The organism is Hymenobacter cellulosivorans (genome assembly GCF_022919135.1).
GTDB lineage: Bacteria > Bacteroidota > Bacteroidia > Cytophagales > Hymenobacteraceae > Hymenobacter > Hymenobacter cellulosivorans.
In genome coordinates, this window is sequence record NZ_CP095049.1 from 2,019,447 (window position 1) to 2,038,817 (window position 19,371).

Genomic DNA, 19,371 nt, shown 5'->3' on the forward strand with positions numbered 1-19,371 from the left:
GGAGAGAGGGTCGGTTAGAAGCTGGCGTTCAGGCCGATGGTGTAAGTGCGCGCCTGGGGATAGGTACCGAAGTCGCGGCCAAACTGGGTGCTGGAGAAAGGATCAGAGCTTACTTCTGGGTCGTAGCCCGAGTAGTCGGTCCAGGTCAGCAGGTTCTGGCCGGTCACGTAGAGGCGCAGGCCGCTGAAGTGGGCTTTCTGTAGCAGCGTAGTGGGAATGTTGTAGGCCAGCGTCAGGTTCTTCAAACGCACGTAGGAGCCGTCTTCCACGAAGCGGGTTGAGAACCGGTTGTTCTGGTTCAAATCCTCGGTCGAAGCGCGCGGAATGTTGGTGTTCGTGTTGGTTGGCGTCCAGCGGTTGAGCACGGCCGTGCTCTGGTTTATCGGGCCCACGGCGCTTTCAATAGCCTGACGGTTCAGGTTCTGAATGTCGTTGCCGAAGCTGCCCTGGAAGAATACCGACAGTTCCAGGCCCTTGAAGGTGAACGTGTTGGTTACACCAGCAATGGACTTTGGATTCGGATTGCCGATGATGGTGCGGTCCTTGTCGTTAATCACGTTGTCGCCGTTGATGTCGGCAAAGCGCACGTCGCCGGGCTTGGCGTTGTCCTGCTTGGGCGAGTTCTTAATCTCGTCGGCCGACTGGAAAATGCCGCTGGCTACGTAGCCGTAGAAGACGCCCAGGGGCTGGCCATTGCGCAGGATGTTGTTGTTACCGATTACCTCCCGGTCCACCAACACGTTCTGCTCGTTGGTCTGCTGGCCCAGTTGGATGAGCTTGTTGCGGTTGAGCGTGAAGTTCACGTTCGTAGTCCAGCTAAAGCCGCCGTCGTTACCCTGCACGTTGGTTGTGTTCAGGCCTATTTCAATGCCTTTGTTTTCAACCTCGCCCAGGTTTTGGGTTACTTCCGGAGTGGGGGCCCCGCCAGCGGGTTGAGCACCGGTGCTGGGGGCAATCGGTACGTTGTAGAGCAGGTCGGTAGTGCGCTTGCGGTACGCGTCGAAGGTCAGCGTGGCGCGGTCCTGCAGGAAGCCCAGATCCAGGCCCACGTTGAACTGCTTTGTGGTTTCCCACTTCAGGTCAAGGTTGCCGATGCGGCCGGGGCGAATGCCGCCCACGATGCTGGAGCCGCTGGCGCCGGCGTAGTTGGAACCGGTGTCGTAGGTGCTGAAGCGCGAGTAGGTGTAGATTTCCTGGTTACCAACTTCGCCGTAGCTACCGCGGACTTTAAGGTCGGATACCACGTCGTTCTGCGGGAAGAACGATTCTTTTGCCACGCGCCAGGCCGCCGATACGGCGGGAAAGTAGCCCCACTTGTTTTTGCCCTCGAAACGGGAAGAGGCGTCAGCCCGCAAGCTGACGGTGGCCAGGTAGCGCTCATCGAAGTTGTAGATGGCGCGGCCAAAGTAGCTCATCAGGCCCCACTCATCCTCGTAGCTGTTGGTTCCGGTGCGGGTAGCGCCGGCCGAGACGTAAGGGCTGGCATTGGAGGCAAAGCCCTGCGAGGAGGCCCCGGACGTAAAGCGGTTCGACTCCTGCGCCGACTGACCGGCGAGCAGCGTCAGGCGGTGGCGGTCACCGAGCTTGGGGTCGTAGGTCAGCGTGTTTTCCCACAGCCAGATGTTCTGAATATTGGTGCCAGTGGCGGCGCTGCCTTTCAGGTTTTGCTCGGGCGTGGAGCGCGAGGTGCCGGGATATTCGCGGGTAATGAACTGGTTTTCGAGCTGGGTCCGGAAGTCAATGCCGAACGAAGTGCGAAGCTTCAGGTTGTCGAGGATGTCGGCCTCTCCGTACACGTTGCCCAGCCCCTGGTAGATCAGGGCGTTGTTGCGGGTTTCCAGCAGGTTGCCGATGGGGTTATCCGACAGCGAGAAGGGGTTCAGCGCGTAAGAGCCGTCGGCGTTGTACACCGGCACGGTCGGAATCTGGGCCAGGGCGCCCAGCACGGTGCCGGAGTTGCCCAGGCCCTGCTCACTGCGTACGCTCCCGTTGTTGTTGGTGCGGCTCAGGTTGAGGTTGGTCCCGAAGCGGAACCGGTTGCCTAATTGCTGATCCAGATTCAGCTTGAAGTTGAAACGGTCGAAGCCGGAGTTGAGGATGATGCCGTCCTGCTTGAAGTAGCCGCCCGACACGTAGTAGCGGGTTTTGTCGGTGCCGCCGCTGACGTTGAGCTGGTAGCTCTGAATGGCTGCTTTGCGGTACATTTCATCCTGCCAGTCGGTGTTGGCCGGCAGGTTGTTCAGATCGGTGTAGGCCGGCCCGAGTGGGGTGCTGGCGTTGGCGCGGGCTTCGTTGTAGTACTCGGCAAACTGGCGCGCGTTGAGCAGGTCAATTTTCTTGCGCAGCTGCTGCTGGCCGAAGAACATGTTGAAGCCCAGCTGGGGCTTGCCTATTTTGCCGCGCTTGGTAGTAATTACGACTACCCCGTTGGAAGCGCGCAGGCCGTAAATAGCCGCTGCGGCGCCGTCCTTCAGCACGTCGATGCTCTCGATGTCGTTGGGGTTGATGCTGTTCAGCGGGTTAGGCTTCTGGTTGCCGATGCTCAGCTCCCGGTCGTAGGTCGGCAGAATAGGCACCCCGTCAACCACGTAGAGCGGCGAGTTGCTCATGGTGATGGAGTTGTTGCCGCGAATCCGCACGTTGATACCCGCACCCGGGGCCCCGCTCGGCGAGGTTACCTGTACGCCCGGGGTTTGGCCCTGCAGAGCCTGATCGAAACCAGCTACGGGCTGACGCTCAATGGCTTTGGAGGTGACTGACGATACCGCCGTGGTCAGTTCCTGGCGGCTCTGGGTGCCGTAGCCTACTACCACTACTTCCTTCAGGGCCTGCACATCTTCGCTGAGCGTGGTGTTGCCAGCCGCAGTGGGCTGCCCATCCACTACCGTAATTGGCACGCGCATGGTAATGTAGCCCACCGATGAAATAACCAACGTCTGGGGGCCGGCTGGTACGTCCGGGATGAGGTAGTCACCGTTGGTGTTGGTGGCGCCACCCAGCGTGGTGCCGGCCACTACCACCGTCACGCCCGGCATGCCTTCGCCGTTGGCGTCAACGACGCGGCCCGACACAGGGGCACTTACCAGGAAGGCCGAGTACAAATCTTTCACTGCCTCCGTGCGCTCCGGAATGGCCGCCCATACGTGGGGAGTAGCAGGGCTGGTCAGGGGGTGGGCCGCCGCCAGGCTCGTGAGCAGAATGCTGCTCAGGGCCGGCGTCAGCAGGAGCCGAAGCGGGCGGGAGCCGTGGGGGAATTGGAGTAAAAACGGCATAGTAATGTGGGTTAAGTGAAGGGAGAGGGAGCAGAAAAGCCGGCTAGCAGCGGGCCCACAGGGAAAGCGGGGTGACGCAGGCGTCCGGCAGGTTGAGAAGAATGGGGTTGGGTTAAGGAAGCTTCCGGGGCTCGGCCGGGGCCTAGGCAAGGGTGCAAACGTTTGCAGTTCCGGGGCGCGGTAGAGTATCCGGTTTGCACAAAATTCCATGACTGCACCAGCAATGGCTTGCTGATTTATTTCAAAATTCGTTCACCGGCTAAATCAGGGGTAATTGCTTGTTATGCTGATAGATATAAAATAAAAAAACCGGCCCTGTTACGGGCCGGTTGCAGTTTTATAACACCACTTTCGAGAATGTTTCAGTGCTGCGGGGCAATGTGCAGACTCCGGAACTCGGAAGGGGAAATCTGGTAGCGGGCTTTAAAAGAAGTAGAGAAATAGGAGGGCGAGGAAAAGCCCAGCTCGTAGGCAACTTCCGAAATCGTTAGCGCTTCGTTGAGCAACAGCTCCCGGGCTTTGGTCAGGCGCAGGCTCTGAATGAAGTCGGTGACGCCGGTGCCCAGCACAGCCTTGACTTTGCGGTAGAGCTGCATGCGCGAAATGCCCAGGCTGCGGGCAATATCTTCCACGCTCAGGTCAGTCTTGGTCAGGTTGGCTTCTACCAGGGCCGTTAGGTCCTGCAGGAATTTCTGGTCGGGGTTGACGGTCGTTACCGTGGCCGAGTCCACGCTCAGCTCGCGGCGGTAATGCTCCCGCTGCCGGGCGCGGTTGGCCAGCAGGGTTTTCACGCTTTCCAGCAGGAAAGTCGGGTTGAAGGGCTTGGTCAGGTAAAGGTCGGCGCCGGCCTGCACGCCTTCCACCTGCTGCTCGGGGGCGTTGCGGGCCGTCAGCATCACCACGGGAATGTGGGAGGTGCGCCAGTCGTTGCGCAGCTGGGTCACGACTTCCAGACCGCTCAGGCCGGGCATCATCACGTCGCACACAATCAGGTCTGGAATCAGGTCGGTGGCCAGGCGGAAGCCGCTGTGCCCGTCGGTAGCCGTCTGGACCCGGAAATCGTGGCGCAGCTTGCGGGCCAGAAAGTCGTTGACCTCGGGGTTGTCCTCGATGACCAGTACTAGGGTTTCGCTGTGCGCGTCGGTGGTAGTGGCCTCGGTTTCGGGCCCAAAGTCGGTAGCCAGGGCCTCGGGCTCGTCGAGGGTAAGCAAGGTGGGCGCGGCCGGCTCAATGGACCGCAGCTCCTCGGGCAGCTCCCGCGGCAAGGTCACGACGAAGGTGCTGCCCTGCCCCGGCTGACTGCTAAAGGTGAGCTGGCCCTGGTGCAGACGAACCAGGCCCTGCGCTAGTGCCAGGCCCATGCCCGAGCCCTTGGCCACGGCGCCCTGGTCGCCCTGGTAAAACCACTCGAAAATGTGGGCCCGGTCCTGGTCAGAGATGCCGCGGCCGGTATCGGCGATGCTCACGCGCAACGTTTCACCCTCGCCCCGCTGCAAACTAATCGTAATCTGGCCCTGGTCGGGGGTGAATTTGAGGGCATTGCTGAGCAGATTGAAGAATACTTTGTCCAGGATGTTGCCGTCGAACCAGGCCGGGAGCACCGGCTCGGCGGCCAGGAAGCGCAGCGTCACGCCCCGCAGGCGGGCCGGCTTTTCGAAGGCATCCACGATTTCGCGCACAAAGGCCACCAAGTTGCTTTCCGAGGCCCGCACCGCCATTTTGCCCACCTCGATTTTGCGGAAATCCAGTAACTGATTTACTAGTTGCAGCAGGCGCTGGGTGTTGCGCCGCACCAGGGCCAAATCCTGGCGCTGGGCCGGGTTCAGGTCGGGGCTGCTGGTGAGCAGTTCTTCCACCGGGCCCAAAATCAGGGTGAGCGGGGTGCGCAACTCGTGGCTGAAGTTGGTGAAGAAGCGCAGCTTGGCCTCGGTGTCGGCCCGGGCCTGCTCGGCCAAGGCTTCGAGCTGGTTGCGCTGGTTGCTAATTTCCTCGTTCTGGCTGACCAACTGGCGGTTAATCTTGTCGTTTTCGGCGTTTTGTAGGGCCAGCTGGTGGTTTATCAGCCGGTTTTTACGGGCCGAGTTCCAGGCTATCATACCCAGCACCGTTGCACCGAGCAGGGTAACCAGCAGGCCGTACAGAACGGTTTGCTGACTGGCGTAGGTGGCGCGCAGGCGTTGCAGCAGGCTTTGCTGCCGCTCAATGTCCTCCTGCTGGGTTATCATCTTGTCGGTCTGCTGCTGCATCGTCCGCACGTTGGTCGAGTCGATGACGATGGTACCGAGCATATTTTCGCGCTTGTAAGGCTGCTTGTGCAGAATGCTCAGGGCCGTGCGGATGGCGTCTTCCCCGCCGGGCGAGTACAGCACCGATGCCGTTTCAACGCCCCGCTGCACCAGGTCCAGGCCCTCATTTTTGCCAGCCAGGCCATCTACCCCGATGATTTTCACCTTTTTGTCCAGGCCCAGCTGCCGGCAGATTTCGGCGGCCCCGCGGCCCATGCCGTCGTTGTGGGCAAAGATGAGCGACACCTCGGGGTGGGCTTTGAGGGCCGTAGCCAGTTCCGGAAGCTTTTTCTCGGTCCAGTCGCCGGTAACCTGGCTTACTACCCGCATATCGGGGTAGGCGGTCAGGGTTTGGGCAAAGCCCTGGTGCCGCTCGGAAGTGGCCGAGGAGCCGGGGGTGCCCAGCACTTCGATGATGCGGCCGTGGTGATTGAGCAAGCGGGCTGCGTAGCGGGCTGCCGTTTGGCCTACTTCCAGGTTGTCGCCGCCCACGTAGGCTGTGTATTGCCCGGAGGCCGTGCGTCGGTCGAGCAGGATTACCGGAACGCCGCGCCGGTAGGCTTCTTCCACGGCCGGCGTTACCGGGCCCGCCTCGTAGGGCGACACAATAAGCAAATCGATGCCGCCGCGCAGCAGTTCCCGGATTTGCTGCTGCTGCACTTGGCTGTTGTCGTGGGCGTCGAGCATGCGCAGCTCCACATCGGGGTGGAAGCTAAGCTCCCGCTCCATGCCGGCCAGCATGGCTTCCCGCCAGGGACCGGCCATGCTGCATTGCGAAAACCCGATGCGGTAGGTTGGCTGCTTGCCACCAGAAGGGGCACAACTGGTCAGTAGCGCCAGGGCCGGCCACAGGCAAAGCAGAAAGGAAAAAACAAGTCGATTCAAGGCAGGAGAGGCGCCCGCGGGCCATTCGGCCCGGTACGGCTACCAAATATACATTAGTCGCCGCGTAGTTGCTGCTAAAAGGATACAGCGAAGCTAGGTTCCAGGTTCCAGGCTCAGCCGTTGCTGGGCCCTTGCAGGCGGCTGGCGTCGTCGTAGAGCGGGGCGGTACCGGCCACGCGGCCCTGCATTTTGCGGCGCCACTGCTCACCCAGGGCCGGGCAGGCCAGCAGCTCGGCGGCCAGAGTCAGGTTTTCGCGCTGCTCGTACTTCACGCTGTTTACCAGCGTCAGGGGCCAGGCGGGGTAGGGGCGCTCCAGCAGCTCCAGCACGTCGGTGGGGGCTACGTGGCCGGGCTCCAGTACGCGCATGTACCAGCCGGTGCGGCCTGAGTCCTGCAGCCACTTGGGCAGCAGGGGCGTGTGCCAGCGCAGGCCCAGCTTGTAACAGGGAGAACGGGGCTGGGAAATCTGGACGACGGCCTCGCCCAACCGGAAAATGTCGCCCAGGCACACGTCGTGCTCGGTGGTGGGGCCAGCCAGGGTCAGATTTTCGCCGAAGCTACCGGGCAGCATAGGGTGGCCGAGCTGCTGACTCCAGTAGGGGTAGTGAGCGCCGGGATACACGCACAGGGCCTGGTCGGGGCCGCCGTGGTTTTTCTGGTCGGCTTGCAGGTCGCCGCTCAGGTTCAGGCCATCCAGCCACACGGGCCCGGTGATTTCGGCTTTGTGAATGGCCGAGGTCCAGGGCCGGGCGGCTGGCTCCGAGTCGGTGGGGCCGAAGGATTGGGGCTGGCCGACGCGCACGGAGGCCAAAGGCAGGGACAAGGCAACAAGGTTGGTCGACATCAGGCCGGAGAAGCAAGAGAGGGGAACGACGCGGCAGGCACGCATCCTACCGCCGGGCAAGGTCCGCAAAATTGCCTTAATCCTGCTCCGTCTTATTCTTGAAACAGCTTCTTTTCGGCCCAGAAAGTGCCAAAGGGCAGAAACGACACGACCAACGCCAGCAGCGCCTTGCCCCACGACCAGCTGTGCAGGATGCTCACTTGCAGCACCAGCAGCACATAAAGCACAAACAGCACCCCGTGGGCCATTCCTACGGCTTTTACGGCCTCGGGCTGGCCAGCCAGATATTTTAACGGCATGGCAATGCCCAACAAGACCAGGAACGACACGCCTTCCAGAAATCCAACCACGCGCAAGCGGCCCAAGGGCGTCCGCCACCAAGAAGAAAGCATACAATCAGCAGCTGATGAAGCGGCAAGGTACGACGCGGCCGGCGAGGCCGAAAGCGGAGGTAGCCCACGGCCCTTTTCAGGTAAATTAGCAAGCTCGACCTAACTCATTGAGAACGGGAACCGTAAGCCCGCAAAGAATTCACCAACACTATTCTCTCCAACCATGAGCACTTCACATCAACCTACTCGCAGCGGCAGCGCCTCTTCCTATAATTCAGCTTCTTTGGGCTCCTCCAACGCCGATGGCTCTTTGCTGGGCCAGGCTAGCAAGTGGCTCAACAAAGGCAGCGTGGGCGACATGCTCGGCCGCATGACGACCACCCAGAAAGTAGTGGGCGGCGCTCTGCTGGCCGTGGGTGTAAGCGCCCTGCTGCGCGGCAACAAGAGCAAGGCCAGTAAAGCCTCCGGTGCCGGCTCCGATGCCCAGGTCGACACGCTCAATGAGCTGCTCTACTTCGTCAATGACCGGATTGAAGGCTATCAGCGCGCCGTCGAGGAAAGCCAGGACCCCCAGAACACGGGTTACTATAAGCAGCTGGTGAGCCAGAGCCAGCAATTTGCCAATGAGCTCAACGGCTTCCTGCGCCAGCAGGGCGGCAGCCGCCAAGACAGCACCACGGTAAAAGGTAAATTCTACCGCGCCTGGATGGATACGAAAGCCGCCATTACCGGCGCCGATGAAAAAGCCATTCTTGGCTCCAACATCTACGGCGAGGAGTGGGCCATCAAAGCCTACGAGGACGCCCTGAGCGACAACACGCTGCGTGGCCCGGTACGCCAGGCCGTAGAGCGCCAGTATCAGCACTCGAAGCAGACCTACAACCGCCTGAAAGGCATGGAAGGCAAGCAGGAGTAAGCTGCCTGATATATAATCCAACAAAAAAGGGCACCCACAGCGGGTGCCCTTTTTTTGTGGTGCAGTTGCAGCTGCGAGCCACGCGACCAAAGCCTAGTACATCGTGTCGATGCCGGCCCGGTCGCCGGCGGAGAGGCCGGTGCGCTGGATGTTGAAGGTGGAGCCGTCTTTCTTGGTGATGGTGGGCTGGCCGTTCGAAGAGAACGAGAACGAGCCGTACATCATGATGGAGCCAAAGTCGAGGGCGCCGAAGTCGGTGCCGGCGTAGCCCGAGACGCCGTACTTGGTGAAGTTGTTCTCGTAGCCGGCCTGAATGTTCTGGGTCAGGATGTTCACGTAGGTGTCCCGGTCGTTGCGGGTTTGCTCGTGGAACAGACCCAGGGCGTGGCCAATTTCGTGGATGGTGTTACCCGTAGAGCAGCCCGAGGCCAGGTTGATGTACTGGCGGCCGCCAATCATGCCGATGTTGGAGGAGCAGCCCGAGCCCACGCGGAAGGTCACGTAGTTGGCCTGGGTGGTGCGCTTCACGAAGCGAACGGGCGTGTAGGTCTGCCAGTGGGCAATGGCGTCGGTGACGCGGGTCTGGCTGGGCAGGGCGGCATCGATGGTGTAGTACACCACGGCGCTGGGCCACTTGCCGGTGTTGCGGCCGGCGCTTTCGGTCTGCGGGCCGGTGGGGTTTACCTGGCTGGCCGTCAGAATGATGTCGCCTTCCAGGATATTCTCCCCGTTGATTTGCTGGTACACGCCCATCTTGCCAACCTGAGTCGGGCCGGTTTTGCTGGGGTAGGCTTCTTCTACTTTGGCATCCTGTACGGCGGCCGAGGCAGCGGGGGCAGTTGCTTCCTGTTCTTTGGAGCAGCTGGAGAAGGCCGTAGCGCCAACGCTGAGGCCGAGCATGAGGAGGGAAAGACGAGTGGTTTTCATGGCAAGGGAGAGTTGAATGAATTGCGAATTTTACAAATAATGCGCTTTTAGTTTGCAATAGCAATCAGTTAGGAAGATTATTTATTGAAAATGATATAGGTAATATCGAATAAAACTGCCGGCGAAGACGCTGCTTATTGCCAATAAAAAGGGCACCCTCAGCGGGTGCCCTTTCGGGTGTAGGTCGTGGGGAGGGGACTAGCGCTTGTTCAGGCCGGCAATGTAACCGGCCCAATAATCGTACTCGGCGCTACCGAAGGTGGTAAGGCTCTGCTCATACCGGGCGTAGTCTACTTCGAGCCGGAGCTCGGCCTGGAAATCCAGGTTGTGGGGGTTATTGTTATAGTAGCTCAGCAGCGATACCCGCACGGATTGGCCCAGGTCGTAGCCTTCGGCGTAATCGGCGGGGGGCGCACGGCTAGGGTGGCTGGGCGGGTTGCGGTAGTAGTAGCCTGGGCAGTACCGGCGCTGAGCGCGAGGGCAACTAATGGAAGATAAAACAGGGCTTTTTTCATAGGAAGGAAGTAGGATGGATAGGTTGAGGAATACGCAAACCTAGCCCCCAGGCCGGGCCGGGGAAAGGTCACTATCGGTGTAAATGTGACACGACAGGGTGGCGGAACAGAACTGGCAAAACGGCGGGGCCCCGGCATGAAAGCCAGTCAGGAGGTTGCTGGGGCCAGTGCTGGGCCATAATAGAGGCGCAAATTGCCTCTTGACCCGCCCGCGGTGACTCCCGAAGTCGATTCGGACGCCTGCGAAACCGTTTCGGACACTCATGAAGCCATTTCGGTTGCCCATGATACCGTTTCGGACGCCCATGGTACGGTTTCGGACACTCACGAAGCCATTTCGGACGGCCATGATAGGGTTTTGGACACTCACGACACGGTTTCGGACGCCTATGATACCGTTTCGGACGGTGAGGAAGTGACTTCGGACGGGCTAAAATAAACGGGACCGTAGGGAGGGGCCGAGAAAGAAATCCTAGTAGTTTACGGCTATGTTAAACCCCTAATTTATTTCGTGTTATATGCGTAAGCTTACCGTTGATTTCAGTTTCCGGCAGGAAGAGTTGCTGCCCCTGGCCCGCCTGCTACAAGGGCACGTCACGCGGGACCTGGCCGAGTTCAAACAGCTGCTGCCGGAGGAGTACGGCCCCCGGTTCTTGCCCGACTACGCCGCCCGCCTGGCCGCGGCCGAAGCCCTGACGAGCACCAGCATCAGTCGGGGCCAGGCCCAGCTGATTACGCAGCGCATCAAGAGCACGTCGGCCAAGCTGCCCCAACTGCTCGACCACCTCGAAGCGCGGGTGCGCCGGGCCCAGGGCCTGACGGTACCGGCCGCGTCGTTTGGCATCAAGGAAGTGCGGCAGGCCCGCACCTCCGGCGACATGGAGCGCCTGGAGGCCCGGCTTAAAGCCTTGCTCCAAAACCTGGATGCCAACCGCGAGGCCCTGGCAGCCAAGGGCCACCCGGAAGCGGATACCACGGCTCTGCGCACCCTCTACACCGACCTGACCCAGGACACGACCTTGCAGGACTTATACCAGACTGGCAGCCAGGGCCTCACGGCCGAGAATATTACGACCCTGAACCACCTCTACGCGCTGATGCAGGAGGTAATGGCCGACGGCAAAAGCCTCTATGGCCGCTCGGATAAGGTGAAGGCGCGGACGAATTATACGCTGCGGCAGCTGCTAAAGCGGGTGAGGACGGAGCGGGATGGGGAGAGTGAGGCGTAAGGAGTAGGCTAGTGGAAAGGAAAAGGGCACCCGTGAGGGTGCCCTTTTTGTTTGGGGTAGTGTTGTGCTGGCGCAGCCGCTCGGCTATGGAGCAGAATAGGTGGCAAAGGCTTCTGTGGCGGCTCCATCTAGCAAACAGCAAGTGGCATAGGATATACTGTCTACCCAATCCGCCAACTGCTGAATTTGCTCATCTCGTATTAGATTATTGCTGCGTAGCATTCCTTCTGGTTCAAGGCCCCAGGCTCTTGCAAAATGACAGATACCCCAGAGGGCGGCAATGATTTCGCGGTCTACAGTTGGATGAGTGAAGTCGTCGGCTAAGACGCGCAGGGCAGCCATTACCTCGTGGTAATTGGCTTCAATTAGGGTTCCATTGAATGGACGCAGCATCCCGAGGAAGCCCCGCGCAGACTTAGGATGCTCAAAGTCTTCGTGGTTAAATGAATGGTGGAGCAATAGCTCTTTGGCTTCTTGTTTGGTCATAGCCTATTTGCTATCTAGTATTGTGAGCAATTGCTATAGAAATACTATTTATAAGTCAATAAAGCCAGAATCAGGTAAGCCTTGAACAGATTTCTGTCTTTCAGCCATATGAATAATAGTTGCCAATACTTTACGGAAGTCTCTGCCTTTTTTGTCATTGTAATCATAACGGTGGCATTCACTATAATAGCGAATAGTTCTACTAGTATTATTTTCCTTAACAGTTAATGTATAATCTTCTCCTGAGGGTATTGCTTTTTCAGTACACTTAGCAGTTATTGATAGTGGGTAAGCGTAATAATTTATAGAAGACAATACTTGATAAATGCTGTCTATCTGCAGAGGTGTAATATTAATTTTTACAGTAGTATCACCGTTAAACTGAATAGATTTAGTATAAGTCTGTGCTTCACGAGTTATCAATATGATGTTATGTTCTTCTGACAGTTGAACAGAAAAATCTGAAGGCGCATGCTGTTCTGTACTGCAGCTAGTAGTAAATGCGAATAGTAATATGAACAAGGATAGTCTGTAAGTCATCCACATAATATTTAAAATAAAACCCCGCGCCGGCCGAAGCCAACGCGGGGTTATTACTTATTTGGCTACTGCCAAGCTACTACATCCGGGCGATAATCTCGTCGCCGAACTCCGAGCATTTCAGCAGGGTAGCGCCTTCCATCAGGCGTTCGAAGTCGTAGGTTACGCGCTTGGCGGCGATGGAAGCTTCGAGACCTTTGTAGATCAGGTCGGCGGCTTCCTGCCAGCCCAGGTGCTCGAGCATCATGGCGCCGGAGAGAATCACCGAGCCGGGGTTTACCTTATCGAGGCCGGCATACTTGGGAGCCGTGCCGTGGGTAGCTTCGAAGATGGCGTGGCCGGTCATGTAGTTGATGTTGGCACCGGGCGCAATGCCGATACCGCCTACGATGGCAGCCAGGGCGTCGGAGATATAGTCGCCGTTCAGGTTCAGGGTCGCAATAACCGAGTACTCGGCGGGGCGGAGCAGGATCTGCTGCAGGAAGGCATCGGCGATGCTGTCCTTAATCAGCAGCTTGCCGCTTTCCAGGGCCGCCTTCTGCTGGGCATCGGCTACTTCCTGACCCTGCTTGGCTACGATTTTGTCGTACTGGGCCCAGGTGAATACCCGGTCGCCGAACTCGCGCTCGGCCAGCTCGTAGCCCCAGGTTTTGAAGGCACCCTCGGTGAACTTCATGATGTTGCCTTTGTGCACGATGGTCACCGAAGGCTTCTTGTGGATCAGGGCGTACTCGATGGCGGCGCGCACGAGGCGCTCGGTGCCTTCCTTCGAAACAGGCTTGATGCCGAACGAGGACGACTCGGGGAAGCGGATTTTCTTCACGCCCATCTCGTCCTGCAGGAATTCCAGCATTTTCTGGGCCTGGGGCGTGCCGTTCATGTACTCGATGCCGGCGTAGATGTCTTCGGTGTTCTCGCGGAAGATCACCATGTCGGTCAGGTTGGGCTGCTTCACGGGCGAAGGCACGCCTTCAAACCAACGCACGGGGCGCAGGCAAGCGTAGAGGTCGAGCTCCTGGCGCAGGGCCACGTTCAGGGAGCGGATACCACCGCCGACGGGCGTGGTCAGGGGGCCTTTGATGCCCACCAGGTATTCGCGGAAAGCGTCGAGGGTTTCGTTGGGCAGCCAGTTGCCGGTTTGCTTGAACGACTTCTCGCCCGCCAGCACCTCTTTCCACATCAGCTTGCGCGAGCCACCGTACGCCTTTTCTACCGCCGCGTCGAATACGCGCACGGAAGCGGCCCAAATGTCCGGACCGGTACCATCGCCCTCAATGAAAGGAATTACGGGTTGGTCGGGCACATTCAGCTTGCCGCCTTTGATGGTGATTTTGTTCTCTGCCATTGTTAAAAGTTGTCAGTTGCGAATTGACAGTTATTTGGGGTGTTTAAGTTGTTGTTAGAGGTAATAAACCCGTTTGACTTAGCTTCTTAGCCCGTCATGCTGAGCTTGCCGAAGCATCTCTACCACAGTAGTGACTAGATTTTACCACAGCGGTAGGGATGCTTCGGCAAGCTCAGCATGACAGACGAAAAGGCATAACGAATGCTTTTTAATAGCCGAAAATCTCTTTCAGCGTGAGTTGCTGGACCTGGCCGTACTTGGCCAGCTCCTTGAAGTTGAGACGGTCCTTGGAGCCGATTACCAGGATGGTCTGGCTTTGGCCTTTGACTTTGGCTTGCTGAAACTTCTTCAAATCGTCGAAGCTCATGTTCTGGGTTTGCTCGTACACGTCGCGGCGCAGGTCGTAGTCCAGGCCCAGGCGCTTGGCGCGCTCGTAGCTGAAGAGGATGTCGGACTTGGTGATGCGCTCGGTGGCGATGCTGTTGCGGATGCTTTGCTTGGCAATCTGCAGGTTGGCTTCGGCCACGGGCAGGTCGTTGAGCAGGGTTTCCATGCCGGCCATGGCCTCGCCGAGTTTGTCGCTCTGGGTGCCGATGTAGCTCAGGTTGTAGTTGGAGCGGCCCAGCTTGTCGGCGCTGGCGTAGCGGGAGGAGGCGGAGTAAGCTAGGGCCTTGGATTCGCGCAGCTCCTGAAACACGATGCTGCCCATGCCCCCGCCGAAGTACTCGTTGTAGAGGCTCACGGTGGGCACCAGGGCCTTATCGTAGACGTCGCCGCGGGTCAGGAACAGGATTTCGGCCTGCACCATGTTGTAGTCGACCCAGTACACCTTACGGTCTTTGAGCGGCTGCTCGGCAAAGTCCTTATTGGCGGGAACAGGCGTAAGCTTGGTGGGGGTGCGGTGGTAAGCGTTAAGAACAGTCACCACACCAGCCGAGTTTTCGGTCTGACCAGCGTTACTTCCATCACTCTTGACAGTAACGGTTTGTTGTCCTTCCGTACGACGCGGGCCATAATACAGCACCCGGTGCTGGTAGCTGGTCAGCTTTTTGGTCAGAGCCGTGAGGTCATTGGGCTTCAGGGCCTTAAGCTCTTTCTCGCTCAGCTGGCTAGTAAAGGGGTTTTTAGGGCCGTACTTGGCGTAATTCAGCATGGCCTGGGACAGGATAACCTGCTTATTCAGCTTGGCATCCTTGCGGGCCTTGAGTACGCCATCCACCATATCCTTTAGGGCTTTGGCGTCGGGCTTGGGGTTAGCCAGCAGGCTTTCAAAGAGCTGCAGGGCCGGCTCGAAGTTGCTGTCGAGGCCACCGAGGCTGACGTAGACCCGGTCCTGCCCGCTGCTCACGCCGAAGGAGCAGCCCAGCTTGTAGAACTCCTGCTGCAGTTGGGCCGCCGAGAACTTATCGGTGCCCAGGTACTGGAGGTAGTCGGCGGCCAGGCCCAGCTTGGGGTCGTTATTGGTGCCCAGGTCTAGGATGTAGTACAGGTTGAACAGCTCGTTTTCGGTGTTCTTGGTGTAGTACACCGGAATGCCCGAGGCAAGCTTAGTTTCCTGAATGTCCTTTTTATAGTCGACAAATACCGGCTGCAGCTCGGGGCTGGGCTTGCTCACCACTTCCTTATAGAAGCTGGAGGCTACTTCGCGGTTGACAGGCACCGGGGTAATGGCGGGCTTCACCACTTTGGGCGTGCTCGTGTCCTTGCCGGTTTTCTTGTAAATCAGCGCGTAGCCGGGGCCGTAGTACTGGTTGGCTACGCGCAGCACCTCGGCTTTGGTGATTTTGCCGAAGTCCTCGTACTGCTGCAACACGTCCTTCCAGCTCTGGCGCGAGACAAACGCGGCCACGAAGGCGCCGGCGCGGGCCTCGTTGCTTTCGTAGCTGCGGGTGCGCTGCAGCTTCTCGTTGTTGATGATGGCCGGAATCAGCCAGTCGGGGAAGTTGCCCTTCTTCACCAGCTCCAGCTGACTCAGCAGCAGGTCGCGCACCTGGGGCAGGGTCTGGCCCTGGCGCGGGGTGGCGTAAAGCACGTGCGACGAGTAGTCGTTGTTGATGTCGGTGAACGAGGCGGCTTGCAACACGCGCTGCTGCTGGTTCAGGTTCAAATCAATCAGGCCGGCCTGTCCGTTGGTCAGGATCTTGTCGATCATGCGCAGCACCAGGGCATCATGGGTGGCCGCGCCGGGGAAGCGGAAGCCGAGCATCACGTTTTCGGCATCGGGGCCCACCACTTCTTTTACTACGGGAGCCGTAATGGCGTCCTCTTGGGCGGGCGAGAAGGCCGGTACCGGCTTGCTCTGCAGCTTGCCGAAGTACTGGTCGATGATGCGGATGGTCTGGTCGTAGTCCAAATCCCCGCTCAGGCACAGGGCCACGTTGTTGGGCACGTAGTACTGGCCGAAATACTTCTTGATTTCGGTAATCGAAGGGTTTTGCAGGTGCTGAATGGTCCCGATGGTGGTCTGAGTGCCGTACTCGTGCTTACGGTACAGGCTGGCGTTCAGCGCCTCGTATTCCTTGCTGAAGTCGTTGTCTAGCCCGCGGTTTTTCTCCTCGTACACGGCTTCCAGCTCGGTGTGAAACAGGCGGGGTACCAGTTCGCCCAGCCGCTCACTTTGAATGGCGGCCCACTTCTCAATCTGGTTCGAGGGAATATCTTCCTGATACACCGTCTGCTCCACCGAAGTATAGGCGTTGGAGCCCTTCGAGCCGATGGCGCCCATCACCTTGTCGTACTCGTTGGCCACGGCGTACTTGGCCGCCACGCTCGAAATCGAGTCAATCTGGTGGTAGAGTTTCTTGCGCTCCGCCGGGTCAGTTTTCGAGCGGTAGACCTCGTAGAGGGCCTCAATCTTATCCAGCTCGGGCTTTTCGGCGGCCCAGTTCTGGGTGCCCAGGCGGGAAGTGCCCTTGAACACCATGTGTTCGAGGTAGTGGGCCAGGCCGGTGGCAGTGTGCGGGTCATTTTTGGAGCCAGCGCGCACGGCCAGGTAGGTCTGAATGCGCGGGGCATCATCGTAGTCCGAGAGGTAGACCGTCAGGCCGTTGTCGAGGGTGTAGATGCGGGCCTTAAGCGGGTCACCTTCGACAGTTTCGTACTTATATTCTTTCTGCTGAGCCGGGGCCATTGGGGTCGGAGCAGTGGTAGCCGCTGCGGTGGCGGCCGGCTTGCTCGTCTGGCACTGGGTGGTGAGCCCAAGCGCCGCAATGGCTGGAAAAAGAAGCAGAAAGGGTTTTTTCACGAAATTCCCAGGGCAGAAAGCGAGGCGTAAGGACAAGGTTTCAAAGATAGGCGGCCGGTATTGCAATTAAAAATACAATGCGCTATTGGATTGATTATGAGCGGTTTTTAAGTTGGGCGCAAAGTCCGGAATAATTAGTATGTAAGGACGCCTAGTTTTGGGTAGTAAGCAGCAAGCCAATGACTGGCCGTGCGCGGGGCTCGGCGGCCGCGGCGGCGGCTAGGGCGGTAAGTCAGGGCGAAACAGGCTAAAATGCTAGTAGCGCGAACGTTGCAGTTCGCGTGCCGAAACGACATCCGTAGAAACGGCGCGGGGCACGCGAACTACAACGTTTGCGCTACTTATTACTGGCAGCAACCTATTAGTCGGTATCCAGGCCCAGGCGTTGCTTCATGGTGAGCAGCACCGGGAATTTCTCGGAGAGGTACTCGAATTTATCGGCCGAGGTGTAGAGCATGCGGCCGGTGGGTGCTTTTTCGGCTAACACCACCTGCACGTTGAGGTGGCGGTAGCCGGTGCGGCGGCGCAGTTCGGTGAGCAGCTCCGCGCGGAAATCGTTGAATTGGTCGAGCTGTACGGGGTTGTCGACGGTGAGGTGCACCACGTGGTGCTCGTCGACCAGAATAGGCCGGTTGAGCAGCACGTACTCCGTCATGCGCTCCGCCCTTCTCGACTCCTTGATTTCGTTCCAGACCTGGAGCAGCTTTTCCTCGTCGATGGGCGGTAAGCCTGTGACTGGGCCCGTAACTTCTTCCTCCACCACGGCCGGGCCGGCCTGACTGGCCGAAACCTGCTGGGCTACCTGGGCCTTGAGGTCCTTGAGGCTGGGAATAAGCTTGGCCGCGGGGCTCAGGGGCTTGAGCATGGGCGCGATGCGGCGCGGGCCCTCCGGCTCGTGACCTTCAAAGCTCGGCGCCCCGATTTCCACGTGCGGGCTGGTGTCACGGAACTGCCGCACGGGCTCCACCACCTCCGGCTCCTCGATACTGGGCGTGTCGTGCAGCTCCTCAATGCCGCTTTCGATGGGTACAATTGGCTCCGGGTCGGCGGGGGCCGTCACGACGGGCGGGGCTACGGTAACCGAAACCGGGGCAGGGGGCGTAGTTTGGGTAATAGTAGCCGCTACGGCCTGGGGCGCACCGTTCACGGCTGGCGCAGGCGTACCGTTTACCGCCGACGCAGCTCCGTTTGTGGCGGGAGCCGGCGCGGCTGAGCTATTCGGGCTCGGCGCAACGGGCGCTACACTAGTTTTTTTTTTAGCCTCGCCGTTGGACGAAGGAGCCATTTCGCGGGCAAACTGCACCGCCCCGTTGAGGTAGGCCAGCTTCATGAGCATGAGCTCCACGTGGAGGCGCTGGTTTTTGGCCTGCTTAAATTCCCGGTCGCACTGGCTTACCAGGTTCAGAGCCGAGAGCAGAAAGGCCAGGGGCGCGGCCTGGGCCTGCTGCACGTAGCGGGCCCGGATGCCTTCCGACACTTCCAGCAGCTGCACCGTCACTTGGTCTTTGCACACGAGCAGGCCGCGCAGATGCTCGGCAGCACCCACCACGAAGTTGTGCAGGTCGAAGCCGTTCTGGACTACCTCATCCAGCAAGAGCAGGGTCTGGGACAGGTCTTCGCGCAGCAAAGCGTCGATGAGGCGGAAGTAGTACTCGTAGTCGAGGATGTGCAGGTTCTGCACCACATCCTTGTAGGTCAGATTGTGGCCCGAGAAGGTCACCATCTGGTCGAACATGCTTAGCGCGTCGCGCAGGCCGCCGTCGGCTTTCTGGGCCAGCAGGTGCAGAGCGTCGTCTTCGGCCTGAATTTTCTCCTGGGTAGCTACGTGGCGCAGGTGCCCGCGAATGTCCTCGACCCGAATCCGGTTGAAGTCGAAAATCTGGCAGCGCGACAGAATCGTGGGGATAATCTTGTGGCGCTCGGTGGTGGCCAGAATGAAAATGGCGTAGGACGGCGGCTCTTCCAGGGTCTTCAGAAAGGCGTTGAAGGCCGCGTTAGACAGCATGTGCACCTCGTCGATAATGTAGACCTTGAAGCGGCCCTGCTGGGGAGCATAGCGCACTTGCTCCACCAGGCTGCGGATGTCTTCCACCGAGTTGTTGGAAGCGGCATCCAGCTCGTGCACGTTAAACGAGGCGTTTTCCTGGAAGGCCCGGCAGGAAGGGCACTGCCCGCAGGCTTCGAGCTCAAACGGGGTATTGTCCGGGTCCGCAGCTTTCTGCAATGCGGCGGGCACCAGCTCGGGCTGGGTGCGCAGCAGCTCCGACACGGGCCGGCCCTGACGCACGTGCTGCTCCACAAACTCGCAGTTAATAGTCTTGGCCAGAATCCGGGCGCAGGTGGTTTTGCCCACGCCCCGGGGGCCGCAAAACAAGAAGGCCTGGGCCAGATGCTTGCTGGTAATGGCATTCTGCAGCGTGGTAGTCACGTGCTGCTGGCCCACCACGCTTCTGAACGTGGCAGGACGATATTTACGGGCCGAAACGACGAAATTTTCCATACTCCTTCCTGCAAAGATACCCCGAAAAGACGGGCTTTGGAAAGTTTGCA

Annotated in this window: 13 protein-coding genes; 2 read left to right on the forward strand and 11 right to left on the reverse strand. The window is 59.2% G+C overall.

Translation table 11 applies throughout. From position 1 onward, the window contains the following. Positions 1-14: 14 nt before the first annotated feature. The 4 genes from MUN80_RS08725 to MUN80_RS08740 all read right to left on the reverse strand — a co-directional run bounded on the left by MUN80_RS08725 (position 15) and on the right by MUN80_RS08740 (position 7,679). Entirely contained in the window at positions 15-3,272 is a 3,258-nt protein-coding gene (locus MUN80_RS08725; protein ID WP_244722400.1) for a SusC/RagA family TonB-linked outer membrane protein, read from the reverse strand. Positions 3,273-3,634: 362 nt separating this feature from the next. Continuing rightward, complete coding sequence (locus tag MUN80_RS08730; RefSeq protein WP_244722402.1) at positions 3,635-6,442, reverse strand: substrate-binding domain-containing protein; 2,808 nt, start codon at positions 6,440-6,442, stop codon at positions 3,635-3,637. A gap of 113 nt (positions 6,443-6,555) precedes the next feature. Beyond that, the gene (locus MUN80_RS08735) at positions 6,556-7,287 is read right to left on the reverse strand and encodes an MOSC domain-containing protein (protein WP_244722403.1); all 732 of its coding nucleotides are present in this window, start codon (positions 7,285-7,287) and stop codon (positions 6,556-6,558) included. 92 nt (positions 7,288-7,379) lie between these two features. After that, positions 7,380-7,679, reverse strand: a complete 300-nt coding sequence (locus MUN80_RS08740; protein WP_244722404.1) for a DUF3817 domain-containing protein — start codon at positions 7,677-7,679, stop codon at positions 7,380-7,382. 163 nt (positions 7,680-7,842) lie between these two features. On the opposite strand from MUN80_RS08740, the gene MUN80_RS08745 reads away from it, so the two are divergent. Continuing rightward, positions 7,843-8,535 carry a ferritin-like domain-containing protein gene (locus MUN80_RS08745; protein WP_244722405.1) on the forward strand — a complete coding sequence of 231 codons (693 nt, stop codon included), beginning with the start codon at positions 7,843-7,845 and terminating at the stop codon, positions 8,533-8,535. A 93-nt stretch (positions 8,536-8,628) separates the two neighbouring features. On the opposite strand, the gene MUN80_RS08750 is transcribed toward MUN80_RS08745, so the two are convergent. Both MUN80_RS08750 and MUN80_RS08755 read right to left on the reverse strand, forming a co-directional pair. Next, positions 8,629-9,462 carry a M12 family metallopeptidase gene (locus MUN80_RS08750; protein ID WP_244722406.1) on the reverse strand — a complete coding sequence of 278 codons (834 nt, stop codon included), beginning with the start codon at positions 9,460-9,462 and terminating at the stop codon, positions 8,629-8,631. Between the two features lie 198 nt (positions 9,463-9,660). After that, positions 9,661-9,831, reverse strand: coding sequence for a hypothetical protein (locus MUN80_RS08755; protein ID WP_244722407.1), 171 nt, complete (start codon positions 9,829-9,831; stop codon positions 9,661-9,663). 664 nt (positions 9,832-10,495) lie between these two features. Between MUN80_RS08755 and MUN80_RS08760 the strand changes: the two genes are divergently transcribed. Beyond that, positions 10,496-11,206 carry a hypothetical protein gene (locus MUN80_RS08760; protein ID WP_244722408.1) on the forward strand — a complete coding sequence of 237 codons (711 nt, stop codon included), beginning with the start codon at positions 10,496-10,498 and terminating at the stop codon, positions 11,204-11,206. Between the two features lie 84 nt (positions 11,207-11,290). On the opposite strand, the gene MUN80_RS08765 is transcribed toward MUN80_RS08760, so the two are convergent. From MUN80_RS08765 to dnaX, 5 genes are all read right to left on the reverse strand, one after another. Continuing rightward, positions 11,291-11,692 (reverse strand): hypothetical protein, encoded by a 402-nt coding sequence (locus MUN80_RS08765; protein WP_244722410.1) that lies wholly within the window; start codon positions 11,690-11,692, stop codon positions 11,291-11,293. A gap of 48 nt (positions 11,693-11,740) precedes the next feature. Beyond that, positions 11,741-12,238: a hypothetical protein gene (locus tag MUN80_RS08770; RefSeq protein WP_244722413.1), complete on the reverse strand. Its 498-nt coding sequence runs from the start codon at positions 12,236-12,238 to the stop codon at positions 11,741-11,743. 73 nt (positions 12,239-12,311) lie between these two features. Then, on the reverse strand, positions 12,312-13,577 hold the full coding sequence (gene icd / locus MUN80_RS08775) for an NADP-dependent isocitrate dehydrogenase (RefSeq protein WP_244722416.1): 1,266 nt from the start codon (positions 13,575-13,577) through the stop codon (positions 12,312-12,314). Between the two features lie 208 nt (positions 13,578-13,785). Beyond that, positions 13,786-16,821 (reverse strand): M16 family metallopeptidase, encoded by a 3,036-nt coding sequence (locus MUN80_RS08780; protein WP_244722419.1) that lies wholly within the window; start codon positions 16,819-16,821, stop codon positions 13,786-13,788. 361 nt (positions 16,822-17,182) lie between these two features. Next, positions 17,183-19,321 (reverse strand): DNA polymerase III subunit gamma/tau, encoded by a 2,139-nt coding sequence (gene dnaX / locus MUN80_RS08785; RefSeq protein ID WP_244722421.1) that lies wholly within the window; start codon positions 19,319-19,321, stop codon positions 17,183-17,185. Positions 19,322-19,371: the final 50 nt, after the last annotated feature.